Genomic DNA, 22,180 nt, shown 5'->3' on the forward strand with positions numbered 1-22,180 from the left:
TGCCGCCAGGGCGAAATTTCCGCCCCTCAGGCGCCTAGATAAATTGCACCTGGACGATCTCATACCCCCTGGCGCCGCCTGGAGCATTGACTTCGATGGCGTCGCCGACTTCCTTGCCGATGAGCGCACGCGCGATCGGAGAGGAGATCGAGATGCGGCCGGACTTCACGTCCGCTTCCTGGTCACCGACGATCTGATAGGTCTTCTTTTCCTCGGTGTCCTCGTCGACGAGCACGACGGTGGCGCCGAACTTCACCTTGTCGCCGCTGAGCTTCGAGACGTCGATGACCTCGGCGCGCGCGATCAGATCCTCGAGCTCGTGGATACGGCCCTCATTATGGCTCTGCGACTCCTTCGCCGCGTGATATTCGGCATTTTCGGACAGGTCGCCATGCGAGCGCGCTTCGGAAATCGCCTCGATGATACGAGGACGTTCCTGCTGCTGACGCCAACGGAGTTCTTCCTTCAATGACGCGAACCCCTCGCCTGTCATCGGGACCTTGATCATATGCCTGACCTTTCCTGCCGCCGCCCCCGTTTTCGGGAGCGACCTTGTCAACGGGTACAAAAAGAAAACGGTCCGGCAGCCTCGGGCTAACGGAACCGTTTCACCACAATTTCCCCGAATATAGCGATCTTCGCGCGATTTTCACGCCCAAAAATGAAGTTCGGCAAAATGATCACCGCTTTCGCGGGCGCTCGCCTGGCGGCGGCCAACAAAAACCGGCTGTGATTGCTCGCCAGCCGGTTCGGGGAGGGTTGAGCCCTGTTCAGCTCCTCAGGAAATGATCGATCTGCTCTGACAGCATGCCGTATTCGCGCGAGCCCGTGCCGGTCCGCTTTTCGATTTCCTTGAGCTGCTCCTGGGCGCCGGCAAGGTCGCCGATCTGCAGATGCGCCTCGCCGAGATATTCGCGCACCAGCGTATAATTCGGGTCGATCCTCAGCGCTTCCTCGTAATAGCCGAGGCCGACGGTGACGCGGCCCGAATGGCGATGCGAATAGCCGAGATAGTTGAGGATGCGCGGATCCTGCTTGTTGGCGGCGAGCGTCAGCACCGAGATCGCTTCGTCATAGCGTCCGGCCATCGCCAGATCGTGGCCCGCCTCATAGATGCTGTCGTCATCCAGCATGCCGTATTGCGGCACGACGCATTTCTTCTTCTTCTTGTCCCAGACCTCGCCCTTCTTGCACGTGGTCGTCGTCTGGGTACCACCGCCGCCGCCGCCTTCACCGGCGGCAAAAGCCGGGACAACGAACAGCGGCAGCGCCGCGACAGCCATGACCTGAACAAGCAAACGTCTGCGCATCGAAGCCTCCTTGAGGGCGTGAGAATGCCAGACTAACGCCGCTCCGGCATTCTTTCATCCCGAAAATACCGGCGGCTGCCCAAACTATTTTGGACGGGCTTACCTCCAGACGTGACGCGCGCAGCAAATCCGCTATCATCCGGCCAAGCGCATCACTTGGAGAAAGGGCCGTGCAGCCGCGCCTTGAGAAGGAATGGGAACTTTCGATCGATCCGGACACCGTGCGCCTGTTCATCCTCAAGGCCAAGGCGCTGAGCGCCGCCGTCAACGAGGATTATGCCGACGGCGCCGAGCACGAGGTCGAGTTCGACGGTGACACGCGTGACAGCCACCACCATGACGGCCTTTTCGAGGAAGCCTCGGAAGACCTCACGGAGGAAGAATTTCGCGAATTGATCAACGACCTCAACATTGACGAAGCGGCCGAATTGATCGCGCTCGCCTGGGTCGGGCGCGGCGACTATGACGCATCAGAATGGGCGGATGCGGTGGCTGCCGCCAGGGAACGTCCGCGAAAGCGCACGGCCAAATATCTGCTCGGCCTGCCGATGCTCGCCGACTGGCTGGAGGAAGGGCTTGAAACCATCGGCGCGTAACGCGCCGGTAACCCAATGTGATCGTGGCGGCAGGCCATGCAAGCAACTTCGCCATGCGATTGCCGTTTCCGGGCGATGGCAACGCTGAGCGTTTCACGACTTTGGAGACTGGCGCTGCCGCTGGCGGCTGCAGCCCTTCTGGCTACGCCGGCCATCGCCAAGCATCATCACAGGCATAAAAGACAGGTGCCGCCGGCCAGCCAAAGCGCCGCTCCGGCACCGCAAACACCTGTGGCGACACAGCTTCCAGGGTCGCGTCCCCAGGATATGGAGAACGGCACCGAAAAGTCCGAGCAAGGCAAAAGGCGCGCGGACAGCAATGACGACTTCCTCAATCAGGAGAAGTCGCATCCGAAATGGGATACCCATCCGCCGCGCTCGACCGGTGCCGGAGGCGAGCCCCGGACGCCGGCAGTCGTTCCAACGCCACCGGAAAAACCCGCCGAACTCGAACCGGAACCGCCTGAGACCGCGCCGCAGCCGCCGGAAATACCCGCACCGCCGAGCGAGGAAAAGATGCTTCCCGATCCGCGCTCGGCCGATTTGCCGGCCGACAAGATGCCAGCGGAAGAAACCGCATGCCGCGAGCGGCTGAAGGCGCTTGGTGCCGAATTTGAGGAGCACAAGGCCGAGCACGATGCCGAAATCGGCTGCTCTATTCCTTATCCGATCACGTTGAAATCGTTCGGCAGATCCATCGGCATCAGTTCTGGAACGGAGCTCAATTGCCAGATGGCCGAGGCGGCCGCGCGCTTCGTGACCGAAATTGTCCAACCGATAGCGAGGGCCAAATTCGGCGCTGATCTAAAATCGATCGGCCAGGCTTCGGCCTTTGTCTGCCGTCCGCGCCACGGCGCATCAAAACTGTCGGAACATGCCTTCGGCAATGCGCTCGATATCGCCAGCTTCACCCTATCGGACGGCCGCAAGATCGAGGTCGGCCCGGCGCCGCCGGAGAACGACGCGAAGTTCCTCGACGCGGTACGCAAGGCTGCCTGCGGACCGTTCAAAACGGTGCTCGGTCCGGGAAGTGATGCGGATCATGCGCTGCATTTCCATCTGGATCTGGAACCACGCCGTCACGGCGGCACGTTCTGCCAATAGGCAGATCTGGGAAGTCTTGGCTGGTTCAAGCCAAGAACAGCGCCGCAATTCCGCCTTATCGGTGAATGCCGGCGCTGATCTTTCCTTTACTGTTGACGATTAACCTTGTGCCATCGGGAGCATGATCCCAATAGGGATCAGCTCTTGGGGACAAGGATGCCTTTCAATGGCTCGAACACTTGGCGCCATGCTGGTGGCGGCGCGATGGAACAGGCGTGCGCGCATCACGATCGCCGGGCTGATCGCAAGCGTCGCCATCGCGACAATATCGGCCTGCACGACGGGTGACGTCTTCGCACTCCAGCCGGCCGTCGATGTCGGCAGCCAGACGGCAGCCGTGCCGGAGACGCCGCAATATGCCGGCATGCAGCGCCTTGTTCCGTCCAATCCCTACATGACCCAGGCCGCTTATCCGCGTATGGATGAGCCGATGTCGCCGCTCGAGCAGATGCCGGCGAGCGAAATCGACTGCCGCAACGAGTTGAAGCGCATGGGCGTCGTCTATCAGGACGTCCAGCCCATCCATGAAGGCCAGTGCGGCATTGATTTCCCGGTAAAAGTCTCGGCCATCGGCAGCGTCGCCATGAAGCCGGCGGCAACGCTGACCTGCAACATGGCCGCTACCTTTGCCGCCTGGACGAAGAACGAGCTGCAGCCGGCCGCCCGCTGGCGCTATTTCTCCGGCGTCAAGGCCATCCACCAGGGGTCCAGCTATTCCTGCCGCAACATCGCCGGCGAAGGCGTCCTGTCGGAGCACGGCAAGGGCAACGCGCTCGACGTCATGAGCATCGAGCTCAACAATGGCGACGACATCGACGTGCGCAAGCCAGGCCTCTTCGCCTTCCGCACCCGCGGCTTCCTCAACAATGTGCGCGCCGACGGCTGCGAATATTTCACCACGGTGCTCGGTCCCGGTTACAATTACGACCACCGCAACCACTTCCATTTCGACATCAAGAACCGCCAGAGCGGCTACCGCGCCTGCCGTTGAGGCGGCTCTGCCCAAATCAGCCGACGCCGCATAAGATGGTCGCGCGTGGATTTGGGAGCGGTCTGTCGTGGGTAAGCGAAGCCTGAGGCGGCGCGCGGCTATCTGGCTGGCGGCGTTCTGCGCCTTCTATGTGGCGCTCGCCTATGTCGTCGCGCCGGAATTTTGGACGTGGCGGGAGCGCGGCTTCCGCAGCCATGCCTTCGAGATGGTGACGCATACGCCGCAGGGCATTCCCGGCGACCCGATCAATGTCGGCCTGGTCGGCACAGAGAAAGAAGTCGTCCACGCTTTTGCCGTCGCCGGCTGGGATACGGCCGACGCCGTAACGCTGCGGACGGCCATCGACATCGGCGAAAGCGTCTTGTTCTCCCGCCCCTATCCCGACGCTCCGATGAGCCGCCTGCTGTTCGAAGGCCGCGCCCAGGACCTTGCCTTCGAAAAGCCCGTCGGCGACAGCGCCGACCGGCGCCATCACGTCCGCTTCTGGCAGACGGACACGGTCGGCGACGACGGCCGCCCGCTCTGGCTGGGCGCCGCCAGCTTCGATCGCGGCGTCGGCCTCAGCCACGACACCGGCGCCGTCACCCATCATATCGGTCCCGACATCGACCAGGAGCGTGATTTCCTTATCGGCGACCTCAACGCGGCCGGTCTGCTGGTGTCGACCAGCAAGATACCGGGGATCGGCGCCACCACGACCGGACGCAACGGCGGCGGCGATCCCTATTTCACCGACGGCATGGCTGTGATCGGCGTGTTGAAGACAGTGCGGTGACCGACGACCGTCACGCCATCGTGATGACGATCTTGCCGAATGGTCCTTCTTCGAGACGCCGGAGCGCCTGCGGCACGTCATCGAAGCCGTGGACCTTGTCGATGACCGGCTTGATGCCGAGCGCCTCGATCGCCTGGTTCATGCGTTCGAACGCACGTCGATGGCCGACGGAAATGCCCTGGACGACGATGCGGTTGCGCATGAACGGAATGATCGGAAAGCTGATTTCCATTGCGCCGAGCAAGCCGATGATCGATAGCCGGCCGTCGGCCGCAAGGGCGTTGAGCGACCGCCGCGCGTTGTCGCCGCCGACCATTTCCAGCACATGGTTCACGCCGAGCCCGTCCGTCAGGGCGCGGGCGGCCTCGTCCCAGGCCGGCTGGGTGCGGTAGTTGATCGTCTGCCAGGCGCCGAGATCCTTGACGCGCCTCAGCTTCTCGTCGCTGCTCGAAGTGACGATGGCGCGCAGGCCGAAGGCAGTGGCGAATTGCAGCGCAAACAGCGACACGCCGCCGGTGCCTTGGATGAGGATGGTCTGGCCGGGCACCGGCTTTGTCGCTTCCGCCATCGCGAACCACGCCGTTAGCGCGGCGATCGGTAACGTTGCGGCTTCGATGTCGCTGAGCGAGGCCGGCGCCGGCACCGCGGCGTCCTCACCGAAGACGACATGTTGGGACAGCATGCCCGAAAGCGAGGAGCCAAGCGTGTGTCGGTGGAGCACCGCCGGCGCGTCGCCGTCCGGCCAGTCGGCGATCACCTGCCCCAGCACCCGCTGTCCGACCTTGAAACGGGTGGCCGCGCTGCCCACCGCCACGATCTCGCCCACGGCGTCCGAAGTCGGCACGAATGGGAAGGAAAGATCCGGGATCAGCGCGCCGTCCACGATCATCTTGTCCTTGTAATTCAGCGAGACGGCTCTGGTCCGCACCAGAAGTTCGTGCGGGCCTGGCTTGGGTATCTCCGTAGTCGCCAGCGTCAGCTTGGAAAGGCCGAATCCGCTCATTTGCCAGGACCTGTTGCTGTCGATGATCATCTGTCGTGCTCCTTGATTGACGGCTGCGCGAAAGATTTATGCGATCCGACTATGGAAAATATTGCCGCAATGATGGATATTTGGCGACGAATTGAAGAACTGAAATCTACAATGAGGAATAGGATGGACCCGGCCGGCCTCCAAGGCGTCGTCGCATTCGTTACCGCCGTCGAGGCGGGCAGCTTCACCGGTGCCGGCGAGCGGCTGCATGTAACGAAGTCGGCGATCGGCAAGTCGGTCGCGCAACTGGAGCAGCGGCTGGGGGTGCGCCTGATCAATCGCACCACGCGCAGCCTCAGCCCGACCAGCGAGGGCATGAGCTACTACGAAGCCTGCGCGCGGGCGCTTGCCGAGATCGAGGCTGGGCAAGCGCTGCTGGCCTCGCGCCGGCAGGTCCCGTCGGGCAAGCTTCGGGTCGATGTGCCGCTCGCCTTCGGCCGCCGATGCGTCGCGCCGGTGCTGTTCGAGATCTCCAGCCGGTTTCCCGACCTGACCATCGAGATCTCCTTCAACGACCGGCGCGTCGACCTGATCGAGGAAGGCATCGACCTCGCCGTGCGCATGGGCGACCTCGACGATTCCTCGTCGCTCGCGGCACGGCGCATTTACACCCAGCGCTCGGCGATCTGCGCGTCTCCAGCCTATCTCGAACGGCATGGCCGGCCACAATCCGTCGACGACCTCGCCATGCACAGCGTCATTGGCTATGGGCGCGAAGGCGTCGTCCGACCCTGGGCCATCCGCGACAGCGCCGGTCACCGCACGACCTTCGTGCCCAAGGCGCGGCTTGTCCTGGGCCACGGCGAACCGATGCTGGACGCCGCGCTCGCCGGCTGCGGCATAGCCTTCCTGCCGACCTGGCTTGCCGGCCAGAGCCTGAGGCGCGGCGCCCTGGAAATGGTCCTGTCCGACTATCAGGTGGAGCACATCGTCGTGCATGCCGTGTGGCCCGTCACGCGCGCGCTGACGCCGAAGGTGCGCGTGGTCATCGACGCCCTTGTCGGGCATTTCTCGGCGCCGATTTGGGATGCGGCCTGAACAGTCGTCCTGCCATGTTCCAAAAATAACGGCCGGCTATTTTCGAATGCACTGCCGCAATGCTATTGACCGCCGATGCTATATGTTGAAATCGCCGTCGTGGCCGTCCTCATTCTGGTGAACGGCCTTTTGTCGATGTCGGAACTCGCCATCGTCTCGTCGCGGCCGGCGCGGCTGAAGGCGATGATCGACCGAAACGTCAAGGGCGCCGGCCGCGCGCTGGCGCTGGGCTCCAACCCCGGCAAGTTCCTGTCTTCGGTGCAGATCGGCATCACTCTGGTCGGCGTTCTTTCGGGCGCGTTTTCGGGCGCGACGCTCGGCGAACGGCTGGCGCGATATCTGGCGTCGACCGGCATCCGCGAAAACATCGCCGACGCTGTCGGCGTCGGCATCGTCGTTGCGCTTATCACCTACGCCTCGCTGATCGTCGGCGAGCTGGTGCCGAAGCAGATCGCGCTGCGCGATCCCGAGCGCGTCGCCGCCCGCGCCGCGCCGGCGATGACCGTCCTTGCCACCATCTCGGCCCCCCTCGTCTTCCTGCTCGACATTTCCGGCCGCGCCCTGCTGTGGCTGCTCGGCCACGCCGGCGAAGCGGAAGAGAAGGTCACCGACGAGGAGATCAAGATGCTGGTCGCCGAGGCGGAGCATCACGGCACCATCGAATCCGACGAGCGCCGCATGATTGCCGGCGTCATGCGCCTCGGCGACCGCGCCGTGCGGGCCGTGATGACGCCGCGCACCGAAGTCGACTGGCTGAACCTGCAATCCGACGAGACCGTGGTCCGAAAGCTCCTGATGGACACGCAGCATTCGCGGCTGCCCACCGGCGACGGCAATGTCGACGCCATGGTTGGCGTCATCCAGACGCGCGACGTGCTTGCCGCTCTTCTTGCCGGCAGGGTGCTGGATCCGCGCCAGCACGTGCGCGACGCCCCTATCGTCCATGACCAGGCCGACGCGCTCGATGTCCTGCAGAAGCTGCGGGAATCGGATGTGCCGATGGCGCTGGTTCACGACGAATACGGCCATTTCGAAGGCATCGTCACGCCGGCCGACATCCTTGAAGCCATCACCGGCGTGTTCCGCTCCGACCTCGAGGCCGGCGAGGAAGAGAACGCCGTCAAGCGCGATGACGGCTCATGGCTGCTCGCGGGCTACATGCAGGCCGACGAGATGGCCGAGGTGCTGGGCATCGACCTGCCCGAGAACCGCGACTACGAGACCGTCGCCGGCTATGTGCTGTCGCATCTCCACCATCTGCCGACCACCGGCGAATGCGTCGATGCGCAAGGCTGGCGCTTCGAGGTGGTCGACCTCGACGGCCGCCGCATCGACAAGCTGATCGCCACCCGCCTGCCCGACGGCCATCGCCCGGTGCTACGCTGAGCGTTCGGCCCGGTCGTCTTAGCGCCCCTCAACGCGCGTCCTTTGCGCCGCCTTCCGAACCCGAGATTGAGCTCGGGGCGGTGGCTAGAAAGGCGCAACCAGTCGCGGAGGAGCACGGGCTGGTCAGCCGCGAAATCTTCGCCGAAATCCCGGCGCGCGTCGATATTCCGCGACGCCGCTCGGCCTCAGCCTCGAGCCCATCCTTCTGGCGCTTTGCCACTGAGGACAACACCATGCCGAGGCGCTGGACGAACGGGCGGATCTTGCCGATTGCATCATCAGGCCGAGGCGGGACGAGCAATCCCTTGCCCGGAATTGAAAAAGGGCGGCGCAAGCGCCGCCCTTCGAGGGTCCGGGAGGATGATCTCTGCTCGATTACGCCGCCTGGGCTTCGCCGGCGATCGCGTCGGCCGCGCGGGCGGCCTTCAGCACCTTCGCCCACCAAGCAACGTCATTGACCAGCGCGGCGGCGGCCTGGTTCAGGTGCTCGATGTCCTCGAGCTTCTTCTCGCCCTGGCGGACCGCAAGGAAGTCGCCCCAGGCGATATGAACGGCCGACTTGACCGGCGCCATCTGCAGCTCGACGGCAATCAGGCGGAGCTGCTCAACCGCGCGCGCGCCGCCGACCGAGCCGTAGCCGACAAAGCCGGCCGGCTTCTTGTTCCATTCATTGGCGGCGTAGTCGATGGCGTTCTTCAGCACGGCGGTCGGGGCGTGATTGTATTCGGCGGCGGTGAAGATGAAGCCGTCGAACCCGGCGACCTTCTTCTGCCAGCGCTGAGCCACTTCGTTCTGCGACGGCGCCCAGGCGGAGGAAGCGACTTCGTCGAAGAAGGGCAGCGGCCAGTCACGCAGATCGACGACTTCGACGTCGATATCGGCATGGGTTTTGGCGATCTTGGCGATCCACTGCGTCGGCGCGTCGGCGAAGCGGGCGGCTCGCGTCGAACCGACGACGATGGCGATTTTGGGCTTGGACATAAGGGGGCTCTCCTTGCGGGAATTTCTGGTATCGTTTGGATACCGGCGCTATATGTGATACTGACAACTTGGCGCGCAAGGAGGCACGTTTTTGTTACTGAGGCACCCGCACAACACCGAGGACTGCCGGGCCGTCTCGGAAATCCTGCAACGGGTCGGCGACAAATGGACCGTGCTCGTGGTCGGCAAGCTCGGCGGCGGAGCGATGCGCTTCAACGAATTGCGCGCCGCCGTAGGTGGCATTTCACAGAAGATGCTCACCACCACCTTGCGCGGCCTGGAACGTGATGGGTTCGTGACGCGAAAAGTGTTCCCGACCATTCCGCCACGTGTCGATTACGAGCTGACCGAGCTCGGCCACGAGTTGCTCGTGCCGGTCGGCGCGCTCGGCGAATGGGCGCGCAGGAACACCAATCGGGTTCGCGAAGCGCGCGAGAAATTCGACGGCCGGCAGGGGGCCTGAAACCCTTGTAGTTCAAAGGTTTCTGAACCATTGGATGAACCGTGCAGCTCGGCGCCGGGCCTGTCGCACCTTCCGGCTTTGATCGGATCCGCTGCGGCCCCGCAGCCAGTCTCGCAGGCGTCCCCCCAACCGTCTCGACAAGGATGACTGTCCTTAGCCGGCCGCTGATCAGGCGCTTGGAGCGGTGCTGCCGCAGCACGCCGTCGGGCAGCTCTGCAATTGCGCCGCCTTCGTGCCGTCCACCATCGGGTCCCGCATGCAGGCAACGCGTGGAACGTCTTTCCTGACCTCCACATAGGCCGTTATGCCGAGCAGGCAGACCAGGGCGATAAGCGCTGCCACGAGCCAGCCGTTCAGCATGTGTTGACGCATTGTCTTTTCTCCAACGCCCGCAAGATGGGAGGTGAACGCAACCACTGGATGTCGCGAAGCGCGCCTCCCGCGCGGGCGTTGTTACAAAATCGCAAGCCAGGAGAATCGGGAGGCGTCAGCTCTCGGCCGGAACCGGCTTCGGCTTGCCTTCGCCGTCGAGCGCAACCATGATGAAATCGGCATGGGTGACCTTTTCCATCAGGTCGGAAAGGTAGCGCTGCGCCCAGGCCTCGACCTTGAGCACCATCGAGGTGCGGCCGACGCGCTCGACATGGGTGTAGATGCACAGCGTGTCGCCGATCTTCATCGGCTTGGCGAAGGACATCTCCTTCACAGCCGCCGTCACGACGCGGCCCTTGGCACGCTCGGCGGCACGGATGCCGCAGGCAAGGTCCATCTGCGCCATAACCCAGCCGCCGAAAATATCGCCGGCTGCATTGGCGTCGGAGGGCATGGCGAGCGTCCTCAAGGTGAGATCGCCAAGGGGTTTTCCGTCCGCATAGTGCACCATGGCGAAATCCTTAGAGGTCGGTTTCTGTTTGCGTATCAATGCGACTGCCATGTCGCAAGCTTTGATGAAAGCGAAATGCACGCCACTATGCCGGTCGCTTTTTTCACAAGCCATGCCGGAAGCCACGGCGACGCCGCGAGCCGGCAATGTCTAGGGTAAGCCCGACATCGCGGAGCCCGCCCTTCCATCATGCAGACCTATGATTTCATCGTTGTCGGCTCCGGCTCGGCCGGTTCGGTGGTTGCCGACAAGCTGTCGGCGTCGGGCCGTTTCTCGGTGCTGGTGCTGGAGGCCGGCGGCACCGATCGGCGCTTCTACGTCCAGATGCCGCTCGGCTACGGCAAGACCTTCTTCGACCCGGCCGTCAATTGGAACTACAAGGCCGAGCCGGATCCCGGCCTCGGCAACAATGCCGACCACTGGCCGCGCGGCAAGCTGCTCGGCGGCTCGAGCTCGATCAACGCCATGGTCTTCATCCGCGGCGCGCGCGAGGATTTCGATGCCTGGGCTGCCGCCGGCAATCCCGGCTGGGCCTATGACGACCTCCTGCCCTCTTTCAAGGCGATGGAAGACAACGCGGCGGGCGCCGACCAATGGCGCGGCGTCGGCGGCCCCTTGCGCATCACCGACTGCAAGAACGCGGTCCACCCGCTGACCAAGCGTTATCTTGCCGCCGCTGAGCAGGCGGGGCTGCCGCTCAATCCGGATTTCAACGGCGCCTCCCAGGAAGGCGTCGGCGTCTACCAGATCACGACGAAGAACGGCCGCCGCATGTCGGCCGCCCGCGCCTTCCTGCGGCCGGCGATGAAACGCTCCAACGTCCATGTCGAGACCAACGCGCTGGCGACGAAGATCCTGTTCGAGGGCAAGCGCGCCATCGGCGTCGAATATGAGCAGAACGGCGAGAAGAAGACGGCACGGGCCGGCCGCGAGGTGATCCTGTCGGGCGGCTCGGTCAACTCGCCGCAGCTGCTGCAACTGTCCGGCGTCGGCCCCGGCGCACTGCTCGGCAATCTCGGCATCCCGGTCGTCCACGCCAACGGCAATGTCGGCGCCAATCTGCAGGACCATGTCGGCATCAACTACACCTTCAAGGGCAAGCTGCCGACGCTGAACCAGATCCTGCGGCCCTGGTGGGGCAAGCTCCTGGTCGGCATGCAATACATCCTCTTGCGCTCCGGTCCGCTGTCGCTGTCGATGAACAATGCCGGCGGCTTCTTCCGCACCGACCCGTCGATGACGCGGCCGAACATGCAGCTCTATTTCCAGGCATTCTCGACCGTCATCCCGAAGAGCGGCGAACGCCCGATCCTGACGCCCGATCCCTGGCCCGGTTTCTCGATCGGCTTGTCCAACTGCCGGCCGTCCAGCCGCGGCGAGATCATGATCCGCTCGAAGAATCCCCGCGACTATCCGAGGATCACGGCCAACGCCTATTCGACCAATGCCGATGTCGACGAGATGCTGGCGGCGGTGAAGTTCGTGCGCAAGATCGCCGCGATGCCGGCCTTGGCCGAGATCATCGAGGAGGAGGTTCTGCCCGGACCGTCGATACAATCGGACGCCGACCTGATCCAGGATTTCAGGAAACGCTCGGGCACCGTCTATCACCCGGTCTCGACCTGCCGCATGGGGCCCGACCCCGCGCGCGCCGTCGTCGATCCGCGGCTGAAGGTGCACGGCCTTGACGCCTTGCGCGTCATCGACGCTTCGATTTTCCCCGACAACATCACGGGCAACACCAACGCCGCCTCGATCCTCACCGGATGGAAAGGCGCCGAATTGGTTCTGGAGGATCACAAATGAAAATCACCGACATAAAGACCTGGGTTGTCGGCAACCCGCCGCCCGGCATCGGCGGCAAGTATTTCATCTTCGTCAAGCTCACCACCGATGGCGGCGTGGTGGGTTATGGCGAGGCCTATAACGCCACCTTCTCGGCGCATGTCACCGCGAAAATGATCGAGGACATGGCCGAGCGCTATCTCGTCGATCGCGACCCGCACGACATCGAGAATTTCTTCCGCCGTGCCTATTCTTCCGGCTTCACCCAGCGCCCCGACGTCTCCGTCATGGGCTGCTTCTCGGCGCTGGAAATGGCCTGCTGGGACATCGTCGGCAAGGAAGCCGATAAGCCGGTCTACAAGCTGCTCGGCGGCCAGGTGCACGAGACGCTGCGCTCCTACACCTATCTTTATCCGCACACCGGCAGCGTCCATTCCGAGGATGCGCGCGGCAAGAACGTCTACAACGACCCCGACATGGCCGCCGCCTGCGCGCTCGAATATGTCGAGCAGGGGTTCAACGCCGTCAAGCTCGATCCCGCCGGCCCCTACACCGCCTATGACGGCCATCAGCCGCGCTTGATCGACATCGACCTGTCGGCGCGCATGATCAGGGCGATCCGCGAGGCGGTGGGCACGCGCGCCGACATCCTGTTCGGCACGCACGGCCAGTTCACCGCATCCGGCGCCCTGCGCATGGCGCGCGCCATCGAGCCCTACGATCCGCTCTGGTTCGAGGAACCGGTGCCGCCGGATATGCCCGAGGTCATGGCGCAAGTCGCCCGCGGCACTTCGATCCCGATCGCCACGGGCGAGCGGCTGACGACGAAATTCGAGTTCGCCCGCGTCATCGAAAACCGCGCCGCCACCATCCTGCAGCCGGATCTTGGCCGCTCCGGCGGCATTCTCGAAACAAAGAAGATCGCCGCCATGGCCGAGGCCTACCACATCCAGGTGGCGCCGCATTGCTATTGCGGCCCGATCGTCGGCGCCGCCAACATCCAGCTGGCCGTCACGCTGCCCAATTTCCTCATCCTGGAATCGTTGAAGCAGTGGGACGGTTTTCACGCAACGCTGCTGAAGAAGAAGATCGAATGGCAGGACGGCAACGTCATCCCGTCGAAGGAGCCCGGTCTCGGCGTCGAGCTCGACGAGGCGGTCTGCGATGCGCATCCCTACACCGGCAAGGACCTGCACCTGCAGATGATGCAGGCGCCGCTGATGCCGTGACCCTCGCTTACGCCTTCATCGGCCTCGGCCATCTCGGCGGCAACCTTGCCGCCAGCCTGCTGCGCAACGGCTTCGCCGTCACCGTCTTCGACCGCGACCCCGCCGCGGTCGAGCGCGTGGTCGAGCTCGGCGCCATCGCGGCGGCGAGCCCGGCCGACGCCGCTGCCCGTGCCGGCAATGCCATCACCTGCCTGCCCTCGCCGAAGGTCAGCGAAGCGGTGCTCGCCGGCCCTGACGGATTGCTTCAGGCCCTGCCCGCCGGCGGCACCTGGATCGAGATGTCGACCAATGGCCGCGACGAGATACTGCGGCTCGCAGCACTCGCTTCCGCAAAAGGTATCGAGACGCTGGAATGCCCGGTGACCGGCGGCGTGCATCTGGCGGCCGCAGGCAGGATCACCGCGCTCGTCGGCGGCGACGCCGCGCTCTACGAGCGGCATCGTCCCGCCATCGAGGCGATGTGCGCAAAGTCTTTCCTGATGGGACCGGTCGGCTCGGCGGCGGTGATCAAGGTGATTACCAATATGCTCGCCTTCATCCATCTCGTCGCCGCCGGCGAGGCGCTGATGCTCGCCAAGCGGGGCGGGCTCGACCTCGCCCAGGCCTATCACGCCATCGTCGCCTCTTCCGGCAACAGCTTCGTCCACGAGACCGAAAGCCAGCTGGTGCTCAACGGATCCTATGATATCGGCTTCACCATGGACCTGGCGCTGAAGGACCTCGGTTTCGCATTGGCCATGGGCCGGGATTTCGGCGCGCCGCTCGATCTGGCGACCCGCGTCAACGCGATCTTCGAAGAGGGCAAGCGCGCCTATGGCGGCGATGCCTGGTCGACGCAGATCGTCAAGCTGCTCGAGGATGCCGTCGGCGTGGAGCTGCGCGCGCCCGGCTTTCCGGCCAGGCTCGGACTGCAACCGGCAAAAGATTAGCCAGTTATTTCAGTCGCCTAACCGCAGCCGCTGAATCAACCCCTCAGCCAGTTGATTCAATCCCTCAACGTCAGCGCACCAGGCAGGATCTCGAAAGTCGCCGGAATCCGGCCCGGCGACTCGCCGTCTATGTCGACCAGCGCACCGTTCTTCTCGACATCGCCCAACGGCTCGACCAGCACCTTGCGCCCCCGCAGGATGGTGATCGCCGGATGGTTGCGGTGTCGGCCGCCGTAGAGCAGGCGGATGTCTCTTATTAGGCCGAGCTTGCCCGCGGCACGCAGGATGACGATGTCGAACTGGCCGTCGGCGAGCTCGGCGTCCGGCGCGATCATCATGCCGCCGCCGAAGAATTTTCCGTTGGCCACCGCCACCAGCGCCATGCGCGCCTCGATCGGCTCGCCGTCGTCGATGGTGATCCGGACGTCTTGGAAACGATAGCGGACGAACTCCAGCACCGTGCGCCAGAAGAACAGCGCCTTGGCCGAGACCCTGCCCTTGCGCTTGTCGGCATTGATGGCGCGATCCGTCGCGCCGGACAAGCCGAGGCTGGCGATGTTGATGAAATGGCGGCTGGCCAGCGCGCCGTGCTCGTCGATGTAGCAGACGCGGCCGGCGTCGATTTTCCGGCTCTTGGCGTCGGCGATCCGCTTCAGCGCGGCATCGATGCCGCGCGGCAAGCCAAGCCCGCGCGCGAAGTCGGTGCCGGCGCCGCAAGGCAGAAGCCCCAGCGCGCTTTCGAGGCCGGTCTCGTGCTGTGCCTGCAGCAGGCCGTCGGCGACCTCACTGGCGGTGCCGTCGCCGCCGGCCGCGATCACAAGGTCGCACCCGCCGGCGGCGAGGTCGATCGCCAGCCGCTCGGCGTCGCCGCCGGCCTCCGTCTCGCGCAGGTCGAAATCGCCGAAATTCCTGTTGAGCGACGCTGCCGCCTCCGCCCAATGCCGCTTGAGCTTGCCGCCTCCGGCAATCGGATTGAGAACCACCCCGACCTTCAAGCTGACCTCCCCCGAGGCAAGCCGCGCAAAAATGCGCGGCGGATTCGTGCTGGCGCGCCCAAGATCTTCTGCCGACCCGAAGCCTTTGCCGGCCTAAAGCCCTTTGCCGGCATTGAAACGCGGACCGGGCGGCGGGGCAAGGCTTCAGCATCCAAGGCCACAGATAAAGCGGGGCAGGCTGACTAAAGGGTTCGGTCGGTAAATTCCGGGGCTTTTGCCACTGGTCCCCGATAATCCCGCTATCCACAGGCTCACCGGCATTCCCCAAACCCCTTACCCGGCGTACATTCAACCCATCTCAGGCGGCTACCGACGCCCCAGCCGAAAGGCAAGAGCGCAAGGCGGATTTCCTGAGGCCCGTACGGCCCAGAACGAGAGCAGGCTCGCCTGTTGGAGGGACGGATGCCGAGACATACGGGTGCCGCGGAAAGCGTGCCAACGCCGACGGCGGACCGATGCTGCCATGAAGGCCGGTAAAAACCTTCGATGGCACGCTGGGCGAAGCCCGCAAGGGTGGAGATCGGCGTGGTCTGGAACGGGCGCTGCCCTCGGGTGGCGACTGGCAGGACCGTCAAAATCAAGGCTGGCCTGGCGCGATGACTTTAGGGACGTTGCTGCCATAACCGGTTTCTGATCTGACAGGGAGGCGCTGGGAGAAATCCCGGCGCCGACTGTCTTTTGGGCCTATCTGCCCCTGAGCGGCTTTGCGCTGCGCTCCCCCGGCGCCTGCCACTGATGCATTCGCGCCACAGTTGCAAGCCAAGCAATCTTCCGTAACGCGCCGTCATCCACATTTCACAATGGCGGCCAAATCCCGCCTTGTTCCCCGGCGATTGATCAGGCCGGGAACGAATGCGAAGGGACAAGACCGTGATCAAGACCGCCCTTGTCGCCATGACCATTGTCGGCTGCGACTGCGACGCCAAGCTGTGCGAATATATCGGCGAGACGCCTGCCAAATGGGCGACGATCGCCGACTGCGAAGCGGCGATGAAGAGCCAGATGCTGCATCAGCGCAATTTCAATTATCCGCTGGTTTCAGGCATTTGCCGCGTCAAGGGTTCGGCCTCTTCCGCCGAGCTTGCCGCAAAAGCCTCCAGGCCGGATCTGAAACCCAGGAACCGCGTCGTCGAAACCATCGCCCCGCTGCCGCCCGAACTCGACCGCCGTCCGAGCATTCCGGTCGGCCAAACGGTGAGCGCCAGCGAAACGGAAGCCGCGAAGCCTGTCGCCTTCGATGGGGCGGTCGATGGCGGACGCGCCGTGCTTTACCGCACCAAGGCCGGCTACGCCGTCGTCAAGACCGATCTCAGCCGTGCCGCCGGCGCGACGGTGGACGCGGCAAAGCGGTCGGCGAACTGGCTGGCCGGTCTGACAGGACTTTAAGCCTCGATGAATTCCTGACTTTGTCCGACGCGCCGAGGCCGGGAACCGGCAAGTTCAAGCTGAAGGTGATGGTCGTCGACGGCAATGTGACGGAGCATTTCTGGGTCATCCCTTTCAAGCGGACCGCCAGCGGCTTCGTCGGCGTATTGGCGAACGAGCCGGAGATGGTTCACAACGTCGTCTTCGGCCAGGACATCGAATTCACCAGGGATGATATTTCCGACTGGGGCTACTCCAGGAACGGCCATCAGGTCGGCAGCTTCACCGTCTGCGTCATGTTCAAGAAGATGTCGAAGGAAGAAGCCGACTACATGCGCGCCACCTACGGTTTCGACTGCTGAGCGTTATCCGGCGGCTTCGTCCCTCGCGCCGATCTTGCGCACCAACGCCGCCGTTGCCAGCATCGCACCGAGGTCCGAAATCATCGGCGCGACATGCGCCTGATAGTCGATCGGCTCCGAAATAACTGGGAGCTCGAAGAAGTTCTTCGACCGCGGCATCAACAGAAAACCGTCGCTGCCGCTGAGTGCCACCCGCGCCTGGTCGTAGGGCCATGTCTCGCCGAGCCAGGTCAGCGCCTGCGCCATCCGCCCGGTGACCAGCGGCCGAGCTGCTTCGACATTGTCGGTGCGGAACTCATACTTGGCGTCGAGTTCGTCCACGCCGGATGACAGCTCCTGCATCTTGCTGGCGAAGATACCGCGGAAGAAATGCACCACCTTGTTGGCCTTGCGCGCCGCCACCAGTGTTCCCGGGAACGGCTCGATGGTTTTGAAGGCGACGATCACGCCCTTGAATGCGGTCGTCTCGCTCTTGCCCGAGCCCTCCCAGAGCTTCGCCTCGTAAAGCTCGAAAGGAAAATCCTCGTAGCGTCCCGAAATGACGTCGTCGAAGCTCTGCCGGTTGAAGGCGCCGACCGTCTCGCGCGGCAGCCTGTCGAAGGAGTTCGGCCTGACGCCACGCTGGTAGCGCACGTCGCGCACGAAGCCGAAGATCATCGGCAGCAGCGTGTCGCGGAAGGATTGCTGCAGCCTTGTCGCCGGCCTCAACGCCTGGAAATAGAGGAATACCGCCACGAACAGGCCGCCAAGGTAGAGAAACACATGCGGCGTCGAGACCCATTGTTCGTGAGGATCGGCGGCGACGTTGAACAGCCAAGCAATGAGCGCGACGAAGACGACGACCAGGCCGACAAACACAGGCACCCGCCAGCGGACCTGTTTCTGGGCTGACGCCCGTTTTGCTTCATAGGCCTCGATGTCGCGCCTGATGCCCGCGATGACCGTTTCGCTCGGCATGAAATCCGCTGCTTCCATGGCCACCCCCGGCCGCCGCTGAGATACGGTTCATGATAGCGGCTTTTGCGCGAAAGTCGCCTGCGCTCACGGCGATCGGCGGCTAATGCATGTCGCCAGAAGTGTGCAGCGGTTCTGGGATGACGACATGCATCAAAACAAGACTTTAAAGCGCGTCGCCTGAATCCGTTTCAGCGCGACGCGCTTTAGTTCCCTGAGGTCGGAAAAATCGTTTCCAGCCGCGCCGTCGCCCGCCGCTTGAACGCGCCGTCCAGCGCTTCCACCCGCACCAGCCGCTCATGGCCGTTGGCGGCGAGGCGCGCGAAGAAATGCAGCTCGTACGCAGCGACCATGCCGCGCGTGGCGATATCGTCGCTGACGTCGATGATCAGGATCGACCCTATGCGGCATGGCCATGGCTGGCGCGCAAAGGCTGTGCCGAGGAAATCGCCAAGCCCATAGGCGATCACGGCATCGCCGACCCGCTCGACCGGCTGCACGACATGGGCGTGGTGCCCCACGATCAGCCGGGCGCCATGGTCTGCCAGCCGCCTCGCCAATTCCCGCGTCGCCGGCCTGGGAAAATGCCGGAACTCCCAGTCCCAATGCGCCACCGCGCAGAGCAGGTCGACGCCGGAAACAGCGCCGCGCGGCCATTCGGCGGCACGCATCGAGATCCGCTCTTCAAACGGCCCGGCGTCCGCGTTGCGCCAGCGTGTGAAAGCCGCAAAGCCGATCGTCAGCGATCCGGCTGCATGATGCTGGACAGGTCCGCCCGCAACCGTGCCGATGGTTCGGATCCCGAGCCGGCTCAGCGCTGCAAGCGTTTCCTCGAAACCGGCTATGCCCTGATCGAGCACATGATTGTTGGCCAGCGACAGAACGACCCTGTCGCGCGCTATGCCCGCACTTGCAAGCGCATCGGCCAGGAAACGCTCGCTCATGGCGTGATGTGTGCCGAGCCATGTGCCCATCGCGGCGCGTGGACGCTCGACGATCGGGCTTTCGCAATTGCCGACCACGAGATCGGCGGATGAGAGCAGCGCGGCGATCGCCGGATCGCATTCCGGCACATCGCGATTGGCCACGGCTGAAATGTCGCCGACGAAAGCCAGCCGCACCTTCCGCCTTGGCGGCGGATCGATCAACGCCGCCGCCGGTGCCGCGAAACCGCTTCTGCCGCCGCCGAGCGACGGCTTCAGGAAACGCGGCAGCCAAGACAGTTTGTAGGAAAGCGGATAGTTCGACACGGGCCCCGTCCATTTCTGCCCTGTGTAGACCGTCCGACGAGTTGGTAGAAGCCGGCCGCCGAATGATCCGACAACGGACATCAACATGGCTCGGTCGGATCAAAATACGTGTATGCTCCGCCAAGTCACGCAGTGGAGGACGATAATGTTGCTGAAGACTGTCTTTGCGGCCGCCCTGTCGGTGTTCCTGCCGGTGTCCCTCGCCTGGGCGGAGATGCCGGACGCGGCCAAGGCGATGTTCGAGGCGAAGAGCGTGACCGACCGGAACACGGCGCTGTCGACGCTGGAGGCGGCCGCGGCCAAGGACCCGGCATCGGCCTATGCCGCCGGCGCCGGCGAATTCTTCACCGCCCTGGAACTCCTCGCCGGCGGCCTGCATCGCCACGGTTTCGAGAGTCCGAAATCCTTCATGCTGCCGCTGATGCAGTTGCCCGTGCCGGACAATCCCAACCCGGAACCGCTGACCTACGAAGAATTCCGCGCCATCCTGGTCGCCTTCCGTGACCGGCTCGAAAAATCCGCCGCCACGCTCGGCTCCGTCCCTGCAGGCGCCGACATCGGCATGATCGTCGACCTCACCCATGTTGGCATCGACCTCAACGAAGATGGCAAGCTCACGCCGGACGAAAGCGTCGCAGCCATCATGGCCTCGCTCTCGCGCGGCAGCATCGACACCAGCGACGCCGCGCCTTCGCTGGCTTTCCGTTTCGACCGCGCCGACGGGTTCTGGCTGCAGGGCTACGCCGAATTCCTGATGGCGCAGGCCGATTTCTGGCTGGCGCATGATTTCCGCAACGCCTTCGACGGCTCGTTTCACATGCTGTTCCCGCGCGCGAAACTGCCGCTGCAGGATGCGCTGGTGCCACTGGACGGCGGCATGAGCGGCAACATCTTCACCTCGGAATGGCGCTTCGCCGACTTCATCTCTCTCGTGCATCTCGTCAACTGGCCGGTGGTCGAGCCGGAGCGCCGGCAGGCCGCGCGCCGCCATCTTTTGGAGATGATCCGGTTGTCGCGCGAGGACTGGAAGGCGATCCTGGCCGAGACCGACAACGACCGCGAGTGGCTGCCCGGACCGCAGCAGAAGGGCGTCAGCCCGCTGACCGGCCTCGAGGTCGGCCAGGAACAAGTGCAGGCCTGGCTCGCCACGCTGACGGTGGCCGAGGATCTTCTCGAAGGCCGCGTGCTGCTGCCGCATTTCCGCATCGCCGGCAAAGGCATCAGCATGAAGCGGTTCTTCGACGAGCCGAAGCCTTTTGATCTCGTGCTGTCGATCACCGGCCCCGGCATCGCGCCCTATCTCGAAACCGGTAAGATCCTCAGCAGCGACGATTTCGACCAGATCCAGCGCGAGTTCGGCGGCGCCGGCTTCTTGACTTTCGCGCTGTGGTTCAACTGAACCAGTTCCGCGCCTAAAGAATAGCGCCTTGATAGAGCACCGCTTCGGCCTCTTGCGGCGCGAAGCGCCGCGCCAGGGTGCGAAAGGCGCTGTGGACGCCGTCGCGGTCGAGGTTGCAGCTTCTGAGATGCCGCACCGCCAGCGTCGGGTCGAAGGCGGTGCGCCCGTGCATGACCCGCTGATTGTCGAAGACCAGGACCTCGCCGGGCTGCAGCTGGTGTTGGAACTGGTTGGCCGGGTCGCAGATCAGCCGCGTCAGTTCGGCGAGCGCCTCGATCAGGCCGTCGATCTCCTCGATCGAACCGGCCTGTGGCGCCAGGCAGCGGTCGTTGTAGCGTATGCCGGTGACGGCGCCGCTCGCATCCAGGCTGATGACATGCGCCTCGGCGCTGAAGAACACTTCGCCGGCGTGCTCACGATGGAACGTCACGCCATGCCGCGCGAGCACGTCGAACAGCGCCGGTGTGTTGGCGCGCATCCGCTCGGCGACTTGAAAGCCATCGACCATCAACGAGGTGCCGCCGCTGCCGGCGCCGGTCCTGATGGCATGGAAGAAGATGAAACCCGGCGGTGAATAGCGGAACGGCTCATCCGTGTGCGGGATCTGCGCGCGCGCCGTCTCTCCGGCCACCCGGGCGTCCGGTCGTGAGATGAGATCAAACACCTTGCCGTAGCTGGTCTCGCGCACGGGTCCGTAGCGGCCGGCGACACGCAGCGTTGCCTCGGGCTCGGCTGGGACGCCGGTCAGCATCGCGATGCCGTGGTCGCGCAAGGCGCGCAGCGATTGGAAAAGCGCCTCGTCGTCCTCGACCACCGCGTCGAAAGCGAAGCGGCCGAGCCGAGCCGCGAGATCGCTGCTCCACAGCGCCGGCCGGAATCGTGCCGCGCCCTGGTCGTCTGCCTGCCCGGCATGAGCGGCCAGAAAGCCCGTCGCGAAGCGCGAGACATGGCCGTCCTGCCAGACCACGTCCATTTTTTCGCCCGACGAGATTTCGATCGAGGCTGCGCGGGTATCGGCAGGAACGTCGGCGGGCGTCAGCCAGCGCTTTCCGGAAGCGGTGTCGCCGCATATCTCGCATTCGCAGGCAAGCCGCAGCCACTGCATCGACAGCCTGCCGGCGCTGCCATCATCGAATTCGACAGCGACGCGCATCCCTTCGTTGCGCATCGACCGCAAGGAGCGCGGCGGCGCGAGAGCCTGATCGACGGGAACGGACTGTGTTTGCATATCCAGCATGGCGATGACCTTCCTGAGTTGAGCTGACTTCAACAACGCTAGGTCTGCAATCTCCTTTCGTGCAAACGAGTTTGCTTTTACAAGTTTTGAGATAAACTCAATCCATGACGCTGCT

At 64.2% G+C, this 22,180-nt stretch carries 23 protein-coding genes and 1 pseudogene; 14 read left to right on the forward strand and 10 right to left on the reverse strand.

All coding sequences use genetic code 11. The annotated features are described in order from the left end of the window. Window positions 1-34 precede the first annotated feature (34 nt). Together greA and F3H96_RS04835 are read right to left on the reverse strand one after the other, a co-directional pair. Window positions 35-508 carry a transcription elongation factor GreA gene (greA, locus tag F3H96_RS04830; RefSeq protein ID WP_149790800.1) on the reverse strand — a complete coding sequence of 158 codons (474 nt, stop codon included), beginning with the start codon at window positions 506-508 and terminating at the stop codon, window positions 35-37. A gap of 262 nt (window positions 509-770) precedes the next feature. Then, on the reverse strand, window positions 771-1,310 hold the full coding sequence (locus F3H96_RS04835) for a tetratricopeptide repeat protein (protein WP_149790801.1): 540 nt from the start codon (window positions 1,308-1,310) through the stop codon (window positions 771-773). Window positions 1,311-1,480: 170 nt separating this feature from the next. Here F3H96_RS04835 and F3H96_RS04840 point away from each other — a divergent pair, with 170 nt between their 5' ends. The 4 genes from F3H96_RS04840 to F3H96_RS04855 all read left to right on the forward strand — a co-directional run bounded on the left by F3H96_RS04840 (window position 1,481) and on the right by F3H96_RS04855 (window position 4,776). Continuing rightward, the gene (locus F3H96_RS04840) at window positions 1,481-1,906 is read left to right on the forward strand and encodes a DUF3775 domain-containing protein (RefSeq protein WP_149790802.1); all 426 of its coding nucleotides are present in this window, start codon (window positions 1,481-1,483) and stop codon (window positions 1,904-1,906) included. A gap of 75 nt (window positions 1,907-1,981) precedes the next feature. Then, window positions 1,982-3,010 (forward strand): extensin family protein, encoded by a 1,029-nt coding sequence (locus F3H96_RS04845; protein ID WP_149791160.1) that lies wholly within the window; start codon window positions 1,982-1,984, stop codon window positions 3,008-3,010. 166 nt (window positions 3,011-3,176) lie between these two features. Continuing rightward, window positions 3,177-4,001, forward strand: coding sequence for an extensin family protein (locus F3H96_RS04850; protein WP_149790803.1), 825 nt, complete (start codon window positions 3,177-3,179; stop codon window positions 3,999-4,001). A 67-nt stretch (window positions 4,002-4,068) separates the two neighbouring features. Then, window positions 4,069-4,776: an LssY C-terminal domain-containing protein gene (locus F3H96_RS04855; RefSeq protein ID WP_149790804.1), complete on the forward strand. Its 708-nt coding sequence runs from the start codon at window positions 4,069-4,071 to the stop codon at window positions 4,774-4,776. A 10-nt stretch (window positions 4,777-4,786) separates the two neighbouring features. On the opposite strand, the gene F3H96_RS04860 is transcribed toward F3H96_RS04855, so the two are convergent. After that, the gene (locus F3H96_RS04860; protein WP_149790805.1) at window positions 4,787-5,809 is read right to left on the reverse strand and encodes an NAD(P)-dependent alcohol dehydrogenase; all 1,023 of its coding nucleotides are present in this window, start codon (window positions 5,807-5,809) and stop codon (window positions 4,787-4,789) included. A 123-nt stretch (window positions 5,810-5,932) separates the two neighbouring features. Here F3H96_RS04860 and F3H96_RS04865 point away from each other — a divergent pair, with 123 nt between their 5' ends. The 3 genes and pseudogenes from F3H96_RS04865 to F3H96_RS30965 all read left to right on the forward strand — a co-directional run. Then, the gene (locus F3H96_RS04865; protein ID WP_149790806.1) at window positions 5,933-6,847 is read left to right on the forward strand and encodes a LysR family transcriptional regulator; all 915 of its coding nucleotides are present in this window, start codon (window positions 5,933-5,935) and stop codon (window positions 6,845-6,847) included. Between the two features lie 75 nt (window positions 6,848-6,922). Further along, window positions 6,923-8,233 carry a hemolysin family protein gene (locus F3H96_RS04870; RefSeq protein ID WP_149790807.1) on the forward strand — a complete coding sequence of 437 codons (1,311 nt, stop codon included), beginning with the start codon at window positions 6,923-6,925 and terminating at the stop codon, window positions 8,231-8,233. A gap of 80 nt (window positions 8,234-8,313) precedes the next feature. Beyond that, a pseudogene (locus tag F3H96_RS30965) lies at window positions 8,314-8,552 on the forward strand (winged helix-turn-helix transcriptional regulator); the annotation flags it as partial. A 56-nt stretch (window positions 8,553-8,608) separates the two neighbouring features. On the opposite strand, the gene F3H96_RS04880 reads toward F3H96_RS30965, so the two are convergent. Then, complete coding sequence (locus tag F3H96_RS04880; protein ID WP_149790808.1) at window positions 8,609-9,214, reverse strand: NADPH-dependent FMN reductase; 606 nt, start codon at window positions 9,212-9,214, stop codon at window positions 8,609-8,611. Between the two features lie 91 nt (window positions 9,215-9,305). On the opposite strand from F3H96_RS04880, the gene F3H96_RS04885 reads away from it, so the two are divergent. Next, window positions 9,306-9,677: a helix-turn-helix domain-containing protein gene (locus tag F3H96_RS04885; protein ID WP_149790809.1), complete on the forward strand. Its 372-nt coding sequence runs from the start codon at window positions 9,306-9,308 to the stop codon at window positions 9,675-9,677. Window positions 9,678-9,845: 168 nt separating this feature from the next. Here the strand turns inward: F3H96_RS04885 and F3H96_RS04890 are convergent, their stop codons facing one another. After that, window positions 9,846-10,049, reverse strand: coding sequence for a hypothetical protein (locus tag F3H96_RS04890; RefSeq protein WP_149790810.1), 204 nt, complete (start codon window positions 10,047-10,049; stop codon window positions 9,846-9,848). A gap of 115 nt (window positions 10,050-10,164) precedes the next feature. Continuing rightward, on the reverse strand, window positions 10,165-10,560 hold the full coding sequence (locus tag F3H96_RS04895; protein ID WP_149790811.1) for an acyl-CoA thioesterase: 396 nt from the start codon (window positions 10,558-10,560) through the stop codon (window positions 10,165-10,167). A gap of 189 nt (window positions 10,561-10,749) precedes the next feature. On the opposite strand from F3H96_RS04895, the gene F3H96_RS04900 reads away from it, so the two are divergent. From F3H96_RS04900 to F3H96_RS04910, 3 genes are read left to right on the forward strand one after another with little or no spacing between them, the layout of a single operon-like run. Continuing rightward, the gene (locus tag F3H96_RS04900; RefSeq protein WP_149790812.1) at window positions 10,750-12,366 is read left to right on the forward strand and encodes a GMC family oxidoreductase N-terminal domain-containing protein; all 1,617 of its coding nucleotides are present in this window, start codon (window positions 10,750-10,752) and stop codon (window positions 12,364-12,366) included. Further along, on the forward strand, window positions 12,363-13,574 hold the full coding sequence (locus tag F3H96_RS04905) for a mandelate racemase/muconate lactonizing enzyme family protein (protein WP_149790813.1): 1,212 nt from the start codon (window positions 12,363-12,365) through the stop codon (window positions 13,572-13,574). Before F3H96_RS04900 ends, F3H96_RS04905 begins: the two co-directional genes overlap by 4 nt. Beyond that, entirely contained in the window at window positions 13,571-14,503 is a 933-nt protein-coding gene (locus tag F3H96_RS04910; RefSeq protein ID WP_149790814.1) for an NAD(P)-dependent oxidoreductase, read from the forward strand. Before F3H96_RS04905 ends, F3H96_RS04910 begins: the two co-directional genes overlap by 4 nt. A 56-nt stretch (window positions 14,504-14,559) precedes the next feature. On the opposite strand, the gene F3H96_RS04915 is transcribed toward F3H96_RS04910, so the two are convergent. After that, window positions 14,560-15,498, reverse strand: a complete 939-nt coding sequence (locus F3H96_RS04915) for a diacylglycerol kinase family protein (RefSeq protein WP_149790815.1) — start codon at window positions 15,496-15,498, stop codon at window positions 14,560-14,562. Between the two features lie 870 nt (window positions 15,499-16,368). Between F3H96_RS04915 and F3H96_RS30970 the strand changes: the two genes are divergently transcribed. Both F3H96_RS30970 and F3H96_RS30975 read left to right on the forward strand, forming a co-directional pair. Then, the gene (locus tag F3H96_RS30970; protein WP_244619909.1) at window positions 16,369-16,884 is read left to right on the forward strand and encodes a hypothetical protein; all 516 of its coding nucleotides are present in this window, start codon (window positions 16,369-16,371) and stop codon (window positions 16,882-16,884) included. A gap of 20 nt (window positions 16,885-16,904) precedes the next feature. Then, window positions 16,905-17,225: a DUF2314 domain-containing protein gene (locus F3H96_RS30975; protein WP_244619910.1), complete on the forward strand. Its 321-nt coding sequence runs from the start codon at window positions 16,905-16,907 to the stop codon at window positions 17,223-17,225. A gap of 3 nt (window positions 17,226-17,228) precedes the next feature. Here F3H96_RS30975 and F3H96_RS04925 read toward each other — a convergent pair whose 3' ends face one another. Both F3H96_RS04925 and F3H96_RS04930 read right to left on the reverse strand, forming a co-directional pair. Beyond that, on the reverse strand, window positions 17,229-18,200 hold the full coding sequence (locus F3H96_RS04925; protein ID WP_149790817.1) for a DUF3137 domain-containing protein: 972 nt from the start codon (window positions 18,198-18,200) through the stop codon (window positions 17,229-17,231). 185 nt (window positions 18,201-18,385) lie between these two features. Next, window positions 18,386-19,429, reverse strand: a complete 1,044-nt coding sequence (locus F3H96_RS04930) for a CapA family protein (protein WP_149790818.1) — start codon at window positions 19,427-19,429, stop codon at window positions 18,386-18,388. A 142-nt stretch (window positions 19,430-19,571) separates the two neighbouring features. Here F3H96_RS04930 and F3H96_RS04935 point away from each other — a divergent pair, with 142 nt between their 5' ends. Then, a complete protein-coding gene (locus F3H96_RS04935) occupies window positions 19,572-20,828 on the forward strand; it encodes a hypothetical protein (protein ID WP_188131305.1) in 1,257 nt (418 codons plus the stop codon). 13 nt (window positions 20,829-20,841) lie between these two features. On the opposite strand, the gene F3H96_RS04940 is transcribed toward F3H96_RS04935, so the two are convergent. Continuing rightward, entirely contained in the window at window positions 20,842-22,065 is a 1,224-nt protein-coding gene (locus tag F3H96_RS04940; protein WP_188131296.1) for a TauD/TfdA family dioxygenase, read from the reverse strand. Window positions 22,066-22,180 lie beyond the last annotated feature (115 nt).

This window comes from Mesorhizobium sp. NFR06, from assembly GCF_900115245.1.
GTDB lineage: Bacteria > Pseudomonadota > Alphaproteobacteria > Rhizobiales > Rhizobiaceae > Mesorhizobium.

Excerpts from the sequence above, each read along its gene's own strand:
- greA (WP_149790800.1), bottom strand. The coding sequence starts at position 508 with ATGATCAAGGTCCCGATGACAGGCGAGGGGTTCGCGTCATTGAAGGAA.
- F3H96_RS04835 (WP_149790801.1), bottom strand. The coding sequence starts at position 1,310 with ATGCGCAGACGTTTGCTTGTTCAGGTCATGGCTGTCGCGGCGCTGCCG.
- F3H96_RS04845 (WP_149791160.1), top strand. The coding sequence starts at position 1,982 with ATGGCAACGCTGAGCGTTTCACGACTTTGGAGACTGGCGCTGCCGCTG.
- F3H96_RS04850 (WP_149790803.1), top strand. The coding sequence starts at position 3,177 with ATGGCTCGAACACTTGGCGCCATGCTGGTGGCGGCGCGATGGAACAGG.
- F3H96_RS04860 (WP_149790805.1), bottom strand. The coding sequence starts at position 5,809 with ATGATCATCGACAGCAACAGGTCCTGGCAAATGAGCGGATTCGGCCTT.
- F3H96_RS04865 (WP_149790806.1), top strand. The coding sequence starts at position 5,933 with ATGGACCCGGCCGGCCTCCAAGGCGTCGTCGCATTCGTTACCGCCGTC.
- F3H96_RS04870 (WP_149790807.1), top strand. The coding sequence starts at position 6,923 with ATGCTATATGTTGAAATCGCCGTCGTGGCCGTCCTCATTCTGGTGAAC.
- F3H96_RS04880 (WP_149790808.1), bottom strand. The coding sequence starts at position 9,214 with ATGTCCAAGCCCAAAATCGCCATCGTCGTCGGTTCGACGCGAGCCGCC.
- F3H96_RS04890 (WP_149790810.1), bottom strand. The coding sequence starts at position 10,049 with ATGCGTCAACACATGCTGAACGGCTGGCTCGTGGCAGCGCTTATCGCC.
- F3H96_RS04895 (WP_149790811.1), bottom strand. The coding sequence starts at position 10,560 with ATGGTGCACTATGCGGACGGAAAACCCCTTGGCGATCTCACCTTGAGG.
- F3H96_RS04900 (WP_149790812.1), top strand. The coding sequence starts at position 10,750 with ATGCAGACCTATGATTTCATCGTTGTCGGCTCCGGCTCGGCCGGTTCG.
- F3H96_RS04905 (WP_149790813.1), top strand. The coding sequence starts at position 12,363 with ATGAAAATCACCGACATAAAGACCTGGGTTGTCGGCAACCCGCCGCCC.
- F3H96_RS04925 (WP_149790817.1), bottom strand. The coding sequence starts at position 18,200 with ATGGAAGCAGCGGATTTCATGCCGAGCGAAACGGTCATCGCGGGCATC.
- F3H96_RS04940 (WP_188131296.1), bottom strand. The coding sequence starts at position 22,065 with ATGCTGGATATGCAAACACAGTCCGTTCCCGTCGATCAGGCTCTCGCG.